This is a genomic window from Synechocystis sp. FACHB-383, from assembly GCF_014698605.1.
In the GTDB taxonomy this organism is placed as follows: domain Bacteria; phylum Cyanobacteriota; class Cyanobacteriia; order Cyanobacteriales; family Microcystaceae; genus Synechocystis; species Synechocystis salina.
This window is the reverse complement of the sequence record NZ_JACJTJ010000006.1, coordinates 1-10,837: the sequence shown is the minus strand read 5'-3', so window position 1 is coordinate 10,837 and position 10,837 is coordinate 1. Positions and strand designations below refer to the sequence as shown.

General features: G+C 51.2%; 5 protein-coding genes. All 5 read left to right on the top strand.

Annotated features, from left to right (window positions below; genetic code table 11):
• Nucleotides 1-4,419: DUF4114 domain-containing protein (locus H6G45_RS00090; RefSeq protein WP_190595448.1), on the top strand; the 4,419-nt coding region annotated here is incomplete at its 5' end.
• 244 nt (nucleotides 4,420-4,663) lie between these two features.
• Nucleotides 4,664-7,915 carry an efflux RND transporter permease subunit gene (locus tag H6G45_RS00085; protein WP_190595447.1) on the top strand — a complete coding sequence of 1,084 codons (3,252 nt, stop codon included), beginning with the start codon at nucleotides 4,664-4,666 and terminating at the stop codon, nucleotides 7,913-7,915.
• Between the two features lie 83 nt (nucleotides 7,916-7,998).
• On the top strand, nucleotides 7,999-9,363 hold the full coding sequence (locus tag H6G45_RS00080) for an NAD-dependent succinate-semialdehyde dehydrogenase (RefSeq protein WP_190595446.1): 1,365 nt from the start codon (nucleotides 7,999-8,001) through the stop codon (nucleotides 9,361-9,363).
• A gap of 146 nt (nucleotides 9,364-9,509) precedes the next feature.
• Entirely contained in the window at nucleotides 9,510-10,094 is a 585-nt protein-coding gene (locus H6G45_RS00075) for a GNAT family N-acetyltransferase (RefSeq protein WP_190595445.1), read from the top strand.
• Nucleotides 10,094-10,528, top strand: coding sequence for a hypothetical protein (locus H6G45_RS00070; RefSeq protein WP_242017976.1), 435 nt, complete (start codon nucleotides 10,094-10,096; stop codon nucleotides 10,526-10,528). The genes H6G45_RS00075 and H6G45_RS00070 overlap by 1 nt, the downstream gene beginning before the upstream one ends.
• The last annotated feature ends 309 nt before the right edge of the window (nucleotides 10,529-10,837 follow it).

Sequence of the window (10,837 nt, the reverse complement as noted above, 5' to 3'; positions counted from 1 at the left end):
GTAGCCGACATTGCCAACTTTGAAGGAAGTGAAACCGTCACCGCCGATGTGAGCAACTTAGCTGGCAATGCCGCTACTCAGGCTACTCGGAATATCACCATCGATACCACAGCGCCGACTATCAGCATCACGAGTATTAGCAATGACACTGGAATCATAGGAGACTTTATTACCAGTGACCAAACACTGGTCTATGGCGGTACTGCTGATACAGGTGCAACGGTGACAGTTACCCTAAGGGACAACAATAATGATGTTGTTTTCAGCACTACTACTAATGCGGACGGCAACGGCGACTGGAATCTTGACCGTACCACTAATGAAATCCTGGCCGGAGGTAACTACACCTTAACGGTTAGCACAACGGATTTGGCAGGTAATACCGCCACAGATACCCAGGCCATTACCATCGACACCAACGCACCAGGCATTACGATTACCGCCATTAGCATTGATAGTGGGACAGCCGGTGATTTTACTACCAACGATCAAACCTTAGTCATCACTGGGACTTGGACTAATCTGCCTACGAATATCCTGACAGTTACTTTCAATGGCACTACCTATACGCTGGGTATAGACTCTGAATTAATCGTTAATGGTAACAATTGGAGTTTAGACCTCAGTGCCATAACCACACCTCCAGGCGACTACACTTTAACTGCCACAGCAACTGATCTTGCCAATAACATTGCCCAGGCTAATCAGAATATTACAATCGATACCATGGCCCCTGGAGCACCCACCGTAACGATCGCCGAAGATGCCAACAACGATGGAACTATCAGTGCCGGGGAATTGAGTGGGTTAGTAGATGTATCGGTGGCATTACCTGGAACCGCCGTAGCCGGAGATAGCCTGACCATCAGCGATGGCACCACGCCCCAAACCATCGTCTTAACCGCCGCCCAAATCAACGCCGGAGTAGTAACCACCCAGGTAGCAGCACCCAACCCAGGTAACAGTTTAACGGTGACCGCCTTTGTCACAGATATTGTCGGTAACCAAGGTCCTGATGGCAGCGATAGTGCCGTATTAGATACCATCGCGCCGCCCCCACCGCCCGCTCCCGGAGCACCCACCGTAACGATCGCCGAAGATGCCAACAACGATGGAACTATCAGTGCCGGGGAATTGAATGGGTTGATAGATGTATCGATCGCCTTGCCCACTGGGTTAGTTGCCGGGGACACCCTGACCATTAGCGATGGCACCACTCCCCAGACCATTGTCCTCACCACCGCCCAAATTAATGCCGGAGTAGTAACCACCCAGGTAGCAGTACCCGCCGAAGGTGCCACTTTAACGGTGAGTGCATTCATAACGGATAATGCTGGGAACCAAGGTCCTGATGGCAGCGATAGTGCCGTATTAAACACCACAGCCCCTAATGCCGGCCCCCTGGACATCAGTGACGCAACCGATACCGGCGCCGATGACTTGTTGAGCAGTAATGGCAACCCCGAACTGACTTTCACTGGTGAGCCAGGATTAGAGATTGGGTTGCTTGGGCCTGATGGTAACCCCGTTGACCCCGATGCCTATGAAGTGGTGGAAACCCCCGGTGCTAACCCTGGTGACCCTTCCATCTACACAATCAAATTAATTGACGCTGACCCATCTGACCCGGATAGCGATCCGTTTGGAGACTTCTTCAATGGCTCCCCCACAGGTAATGGGGCCAACACTGGGGATGGAACCTACACCATTACAGCAACGGATAATGCAGGCAATACCAACGATGTAGGTCAATTTGAAATTGATACGACTTCTCCCGGTACTCCCAACAATGGCAATTCTCCTTTCAGTCCCCTGGACATCAGTGACGCAACTGATACCGGTGCCGATGACTTGTTGAGCAGTAATGGCAACCCCGAACTGACTTTCACTGGTGAGCCAGGATTAGAGATTGGGTTGCTTGGGCCTGACGGTAACCCCGTTGATCCCGATGCCTATGAAGTGGTGGAAACCCCCGGTGCTAACCCTGGTGACCCTTCCACCTACACAATCAAATTAATTGACGCTGACCCATCCGACCCGGATAGTGATCCGTTTGGAGACTTCTTCAATGGTTCCTCCACAGGTAATGGGGCCAATACCGGCGATGGCATTTACACCATTACAGCAACGGATAATGCAGGCAATACCAACGATGTAGGTCAATTTGAAATTAAGACTAGTTCTCTAATTTCTATCAACAATGATCGGGGTACCGTTGTTATTGGCGATCTAGGTTTTGGCTCCATCAATGTCGATGTCTTAGCCAACGATCAGGGCTTGGGCATTCAGATCACCAGCCTGACCCAACCCCTTAAAGGCACGGCGGTGCTGCGGGATAATGGCACCCCCAACAACTTCAGTGACGATTTCTTGACCTATCACATCCATGAAGAGTTATTGGATTTACGCTCAGCCATAGGGCCTGTGCGGATAGAAATCAGTGATATTTTCAGTAGTGCCAGCTACAACAACTCCGTCGGCTTTTATCAAGTTCTCGATCATTTTGGCACCATCCTTGATCCAGCTTCGGGGCGACTTTTAACCCCAGCGGACCCGGAATACAGAAATGTGGCCCTGGCCAGCGCCATTCCCGGGCTACAAATCAGTAAAGATAATCCAGTTCAATGGATTGAACTGCCTGGAGGCGGCATCTATGCTCCGTTCCTAACGTCTGACCAGGGTAACGGGCAAGTGAATCACTTCTTTGCCCTCATTGATGCCAATCCGGGTCAAGTGGACTATGTTCGTTTTGCTAATAACGTCTATAGCTTTGAAGACACGACCTTTGGTGACCGGGATTTCAATGATCTGCGATTTGCGGTCAATATTTTGCCCCAGGGAGGTTTCGTTCCCCCAGCTATTGGCCTCACCTCTAACGCGGGAGTTTTCACTGCTAATGGGCTAGTCGATCAGTTTACCTACACCATCACCGATGTTAATGGGGATAATCGGACGGCTAGCGTTGCCATTGATAATCAGGAACATCTCAAATTCACCATGGTGGAAGTGGATGGAGATTTCAAAAATGAGGTGGCTATTTTCAGGGTGGACGATCGCCAGGGAACTATCAATGGCATTGCCCCAGGACAAGCAGGCTATCTGGAAGCGGCACTACAAAATAGTCAGGTAGTGTTCACTGGCATCAGTGGACAGACTCAGCTTTTCGGCGAATCCCTGACCCGGACTATGGAAGAATTCAAAGTTAGTGATAGTTTTGGCTTCCTGTTAATCCAAAATAATTCCCTGGATATGGTGCTCAGGGAGCAGGCCGCCGGGGCCATATCCACTCCGGTTTTCTTCAGTCAGGCGATCGCCAATGGCAATCAAATCCAGCAAGTCTCGAGTAATGACGGCCAGGGGATAGTTGTTGCTTGGGAAGATAGTGCCCAGGGAGGAGACGGGGACTTTAATGACTTTGTCTTCCGGGTGGCAATGACAGACCAGCCGGCCCCCTTGGGGACGCTCTACCAAGGCCAAACCCAACAGGAGATCTTTGCTAATACGAGCAATCAAAACTTCCAAATCGGGGTTCAGATCGTCAGTGACTCTGCCTATGACAATACTGTTGGCTTCTACTTAGTTGAGAATGCGGGGGGCACAGTGCTGGATTACACCACCGGTCAACTGGTCAACCCCGGCGATGCCAACTATGCCGCAGTGGCGGTGCGACAACGTCTTTCCCTTGGTTCCAACGGCCAACCTATTGGGGGGGAAATTCGCCCAGGGCAAATCATTGCTCCGTTCCTCATTTCCAATGGCACCGAAAATCAATTCCTGACGGTTAACCCTGCCAACCAGGCGATCGCCGCTGGCCCCGTTGCTTTCTTTAGCTACATCAACGCCAATCCCGATGGGCTGGATCATTTCCGGTTACTGGCGGATAACACCTTTGGGGTGGAAGACATGCTGGGAGGGGGAGACTTTGACTATAACGACGTAATCATTAAGTTGAACCAAAATCCCATCAATGGGGAATTATTAGATTTCCGTTCCCTCAGTGGCCCAGTAAATCTTGGCATAAACGAAATTACCAGTGATGCTTCCTTTGGGCTCTCCGTTGGTTTTTACCGAGTGGAAAATCAGTTTGGCGCCATTACGGATCCCCTGACGGGCCAACTGCTAAACCCTGGTGATGGTAACTACCAAACCGTGGCGCTGCAAAACACCGCCGCCCAATTTACTGTTACCGCCGGGACTAGCAACCAGGTATTGCAACTGGCCGGGGGGAGCTTGTTTGCCCCTTACCTCACCGTTAGTCAGTCCGATGGCAATGTCTTTAACTACTTCTCCTATCTGGGGGCCAACCCTGATCAAGCCGACCACATCCGCGTTTTGGGTGATACCTTCCAATTTGAGGACAGTTTCTGGGGAGGGGATCTGGACTTCAACGACCTCCAGTTCCGGATTAACGTCCAATAGGGGCGCTGATTAGGGGAAGAAGTGGCTCTGGATTTCCCCAGCTGGGGGGTCTGGAGCAAGGCAAATTTAAAGAAACTATGGGGATTGGCTCCATTGCCCAGAAAAACCTTTAAGATGGGTGGGATCTTTGCACTCTGGCCATTCCCGCCCCCGGCGATCGCCATGGGTAGGGGAAGCTTTTTCCCCCTTTTGCCGTCAATGGATTCCGTGAGTCCGGTTTGCCTTTCCGCCGTCCCCCAGGTTTATGTTGCTGAGTATCTCCAACGTTTTCATCAAAAACCCCGTGTTGACTACGGTGTGCACCATCGTTATCATCCTCCTCGGGGCGATCGCCTTACCCCTACTGCCCCTGGCCAAATTGCCAGACATGGCCCCCAAACAGGTGTCGGTAACCACCAACTATGTGGGGTCCGACGCCCAGACTGCGGTGGATAACGTCACCACCGTGCTAGAGCGGCAGATTAACGGTACGGAGCAAATGATTTACATGAACTCCTACACCGACAACACGGGCACCACCACCATCAACGTCTATTTTCCGGTGGAAATGGACCGCAACATTGCCCAGGTATTGGTGCAAAACAACGTGGCGATCGCCTCCGCCAGCTTGCCGGAAGCTGTGAACCGTCAGGGGGTAACCACCCAAACCCAATCCCCCTCCGTTACCATCGCCTATGGGGTTTACTCAGAAAACGATGACCAGGGCAAACCCATCTACGACGATGTTTTTGTCAGCAACTTTGTTGACCGGGTGCTGCTGGATGAAATTAAAAGGATTGATGGGGTAGGTTCCGCCGCCATTATTGGGGCATCCGAATACGCGATGCGGTTTTGGTTGGACCCCGATGCCCTCGCCGCCAGGGATTTAAGCGCCTCCGATGTGCTCGATGCCATCCGGAATCAGAACGTCCAAGTGGGGGTAGGGGGAGTTAACCTGCCGCCGGTGACTGACAAGCAACGTTTCCAGATTAACGCCAGGGCCCTGAGTCGTTTTACCACCCCGGAGGAAGCGGAACAAATTGTCGTCAAAGTGGGGGAAGACGGTGGCTTAATCCGCATTAAAGATGTGGGACGGGCCACCATTGGAACCCAAAACTACATTCAAACGGCCCTGTTCAACAATGCACCGGCCGTGGCCTTTGTCATCTACCAGTTGCCCGGCACCAACGCCTTAGACACCGCCACCATGGTCAAGGAAAAAATGGCCGAGTTGAAGCCCATGTTTCCGCCGGGACTGAACGCAGAAGTAGCCTTGGATAACACTTTGTTTGTAACTGCGTCCCTAGAAGAGGCGGTGATGACCCTGGTGGAGGCAATTTTGCTGGTAATTCTGGTCATCTTCATCTTTTTGCAGAATTGGCGCACCACCCTGATTCCAGCCCTCGCCATTCCCGTTTCCCTAATTGGGGCCATGGCCTTTGCCCTTGCCTTTGGTTTTAGCTTGAATCAATTAACCCTGTTTGGGGTCATTCTGGCCACCGGTCTAGTGGTGGATGACGGCATTCTCGTCGTGGAGGCGATCGAAGTTAAATTGGACCAGGGCATGAAACCATTTCAGGCGGCCCTGGACGCCATGGGGGAACTGACGGGAGCGGTAATTTCCACTTCCTTGGTGCTGATGGCCGTATTCATTCCGGTTACCTTTTTCCCTGGCACCACCGGCATTGTTTATAAGCAATTCGCGGTCATTATGGCCTCCGCGGTGGCCGTTTCCACCTTTAACGCCATCAGTTTTTCCCCCAGTATGTCGGCCATTCTGATGCGCCGCACCCAAGAATCCCATGGGCCGTTGGCTTGGTTCTTTGGAGTGTTTAACCGCAGTTTTGATTGGGTGAAGGAACGGTACGGCAATATTATTACCATGCTACTGAAAGTGAGACTGCTAGCTATCCCCATCTACATTGCTAGTATTGCCCTCACTGCCTTTGTGTATAACATGACCCCCACCGGCTTTATCCCGGAAGAAGACCAGGGGTATTTTTTCATGCTGGGTAATTCCCCCGCCGGGGTTTCCATTGAGTACACCAAAGACGTTATTTCCCAGGCCACTGAAATTGTTGCCGCCCGGGATGAGGTGGAGCACGTCTTGGGTATGGGGGGATTCAGCTTTTTAGGTAATGACAGTAGTAAATCCCTCTTTTTCGTCAAGCTGAAAAACTGGGATGAACGCCCTGGCCAAAAGGGATCGGTGTTTGGTTTGTTGGCGCAGATTAACCGAGAGTTGGCTCAAAAAATTCCTGATGCCCAGGTTTTTGCCGTCAATGCTCCCCCGGTGGATGGCTTAAGTAGTACCGGAGGTCTGGATTTTTATGTGCAAAACCGCGGTGGTATTCCCCTGGATAATTTTTTGGACTACATCCAGGAATTTATGGGGAAATTACGCCAGGAACCCGCCCTAGACCCCCGCACCGTCTTTACCCAGTTCACTTTTAATGCTCCCCTGTTGGAAATTAGTGTGGACCGGGAGAAGGCCAATGCCCAAAATGTTGATATTTCCGAGGTGTTCAGCACCATTGGCACCTATATGGGCTCCAACTATATCAACCAGTTTGTTTTGGAAGGACGACTCTACCAGGTCTATGCCATGGCCGATGGGGAATTTCGTTCCAATCCCCGGGACATTGGCCGACTCTATGTCCGTTCCCGCACGGGAGCTTTAGTGCAGTTAAGCAATCTGGTGGAGGTGAAACAAACTACCCACCCACCGATTTTGACCCACTTTAATATCTACCCCGCTGTGGACGTCCAAGCATCCCCTGCTGCTGGTTACAGTACAGGGCAAGCGATGGCGGCAATGGAAAGGCTGTCGAAGGAATTATTCCCTGAATCCATTGGCTATGCCTGGTATGGCACCGGCTATGAAGAATTGCAATCCGCCGGGGCGGCACCGATCATTTTTGGGTTGGCTTTCATCATGGTTTTCCTAGTACTGTCTGCCCAGTATGAAAGCTATGTGGACCCGGCCATCATTATGATGACTGTGCCCCTAGCAATTTTGGGCGCCATGGGGGCGATTCTCCTGCGGGCCAATTTCATGGTGGCCACCAATATGGTTTGGCCGGCGGTGAACAATAACGTCTATGCCCAGGTGGCGTTGGTGATGTTGATCGGTCTAGCTAGTAAAAACGCCATTTTGATTGTGGAGTTTGGCAACCAGGCCATGGATTTGGGCATGAAGATTCCCCAGGCGGCGGCCTTTGCGGCCAAGGAAAGGATGCGACCGATTTTAATGACGGCTATTTCTGGGTTGGTGGGTTTCTGGCCCTTGGTGATTGCTTCTGGAGCGGGGGCCATGAGCCGTTGGTCTTTGGGGACAGCTATTTTTGGTGGTTATCTAATTTCCACTGTTCTTAGTTTGTTCTTGGTGCCGGTGCTTTACACCATTGTTAAAGAAGCTGAAGCCCGCTTCTTGAAAGGGGAGAAAGGGGAAGACGGCTCCAATCCCCCTCCTCCACCGGAGGAAGATAACGGAGATCCCGTCACCAACCCAAGCTAGCAGGATCCCATGAAGGAGACCTAGACTGGTAGGGGAAAGCCCATGGCTTTTGAGGGAACTTAAACTGCGGGAGGGATTAACCCATGGCGATCGCCACTATCAATCCGGCCAATGGCCAAACAGCGCAAACTTTCACCCCCCATAGTGCGGCGGCGGTGGATGCCAAACTGGATTTAGCCCAGGAAACGTTCCGGAGTTTTCGAGCTTTACCCTTTGCTCAAAGGGGACAATGGTTGCGAAGGGCGGCGGATATTCTGGAAGAACGACGGGATGAATGGGCCGCCCTCATGACCCTGGAAATGGGTAAACCGGTCCAACAGGCGATCGCCGAAGTTAATAAATGTGCGCTGGTTTGTCGTTTCTATGCCGATCAGGCTGAGGAATTTCTGGCCGATGAAATGGTGGCCACCGATGCCAGCCAGAGTTTTATTGCCTACCAACCCCTGGGGGTAATTTTAGCGGTGATGCCCTGGAATTTTCCCTTTTGGCAGGTGTTTCGTTTTGCGGCCCCGGCCTTGATGGCGGGCAATGTGGGTCTACTCAAACACGCTTCCAACGTGCCCCAATGTGCCCTGGCGATCGCCGAAATTTTCCAGACAGCGGGCTTTCCCGAGGGCGCTTTTCAAACCCTATTAATTGGAGGCAAAGCGGCCAGCGAGTTAATGGCCGACGACCGTATCCAAGCGGGAACCTTAACGGGCAGTGAACCCGCCGGGGCTAGTTTCGCCAGCGCCGCCGCCCAACAAATTAAAAAAACCGTGTTGGAACTGGGGGGGTCTGACCCCTTCATCGTTTTGGAAGATGCAAACTTAGACCAAGCTATCCAAACAGCGGTGCCGGCCAGAATGCAAAACAATGGGCAATCCTGCATTGCCGCCAAAAGATTCATTGTCCAAGCCAGCATTGCCGAGGAATTTTTCCAACGTTTAACCGAAGAATTTCAAGCTCTGAAAGTGGGGGACCCCAGTGAGCCGAGCACGGACATCGGCCCCCTGGCCACCCCCGATATCTTGGCCGACATTGTTGACCAAGTGGAGCAAACCATGGCTGCTGGGGCCCGGTGTCGTTGTGGCGGCCAAGCCCTAGACCAACCAGGCTACTACTACCCCCCCACCCTGCTCACCGATGTGCCCCCCACTGCCCCCACCTATCGTCAGGAATTTTTTGGTCCTGTCGCTCTGGGATTTACCGTCAATAATTTAGAAGAGGCGATCGCCTTAGCCAATGACATTCCCTTTGGTTTGGGGGCCAGTGCCTGGACTAAGAATTCCGCCAGTCAACAAAAACTAATCCAGAGCATAGAAGCCGGAGCCGTATTTATCAACGGCATGACCAAATCCGATCCCCGCATTCCCTTTGGGGGTATTAAACGATCCGGCTTTGGGCGAGAACTGGGACGCATGGGCATTCTAGAATTTGTTAATGCTAAGACCGTTTGGATTAATTAAAAATATCCAGCAAAGTTTTGGGGTGAAATTGTGACCTCTGTTTCAAGATTTTACTGTCGACATACCGGGTCATAGGGGACCGTCCCCCCAGAGTAAAAAATTTTTGTATAATTCCCGGAACGGTATTATTCCCTTGCCCCGCCTGAATGGTTAAGTCCGCCCCTCCTCCTCTCCTCTCCATTGCAATTCGTGTGGCCACTGTGGAAGATATTCCGCCCTTGGCCAACCTTTTGCTCAAAAGTTTCCACCCGCCCCAAAACTGGCTGATGTGGAGCTATCCATTTTTGCGCCTAGGCATCACAGAAGACCTACGGCTGCGTATGCGCCATGGCGACAACGCTTACCATTGCCTCATTGCTGTTAATTCAGACAATGGAGAAATTCTTGGCACCGCTGAAGTTTCCCTCAAACACTGGTTCACCCGCCCCAAGACCACTGCCTACATTTCTAACCTGGCTGTGAGCCCCCAACATCGTCGCCTGGGGATCGCCAAACAATTAATCCAAAAATGCGAAGCTATTGCTGATCAGTGGCAGTGCCGTCGCCTTAGTCTGCATGTGATGGAAAATAATCTGGGGGCCCAAAACCTCTACCAAACCCTGGGATTTATTTATCAGGAAGCGGAATGGAGTTGGCGAGCCTGGCTATGGCAGAAACCCCGACGGTTACTATGGGAAAAGATCCTGACTACAGAAATTCTTTGTCCCACCCCAGTCCACCAAAGCCCATAATGACCTCCGCCGAAGCCCTATTGGAGCATCTCCAAAATAAACAATCCCTAGTGATCAACCCTCGCCGCCGCAATGGGGTGATTTTAGTGAAGCCCTACCATGCCGAGTTTGCTGGGCCAGGGGCATTTGTGGGGGGAGATTTAGACCAGGATGTGACTCTTTGTTATCCGGTGGGTAACCTTGATTGGTTAACGCCTCCGTCCCCCGCAGAACAAATTAAAGCCTATTTAATTCGCCGGCAGTGGACTGTGTTAATCAAACAAATTGTTGATAATCCCATTGCCATAGAAAGGGCCCAGGTGATTTTAAATCAGCTAGAAAATTGGTTTGATGATGCCACCGTGGCGCTTTTACCAGATGCTGCTGTGGCAACTTTAGTAGGGGTTTTGTCTTCTACTGTACGGAGTGCCCGCACCAATACGACGGTGTTTTAGCGCCTTTTCAGTCCAAACTCACTTATTTATCAGCTTGTCAATGAAAATGATTATTGTTATCTCAGGCGATAGGATTGATCTGTTCACCGACGGCCAGTCGGTCAATAAAACTCCTGGTCTATAAATGTTAATCAATTAGGTAACTTTTCCTGAAAATAAAATATAGTTTGCTAACAAATATTTTTCGATTAATAACTATAGCAAAGAACGAGATAGTTAGGACAATTCTCGCAAAGCTATATCCAATGCAGAAATTAGCGATTCTCCCTTACTAACAAGTTGGGAAACATAACGTTTTAGTCTCGCCCA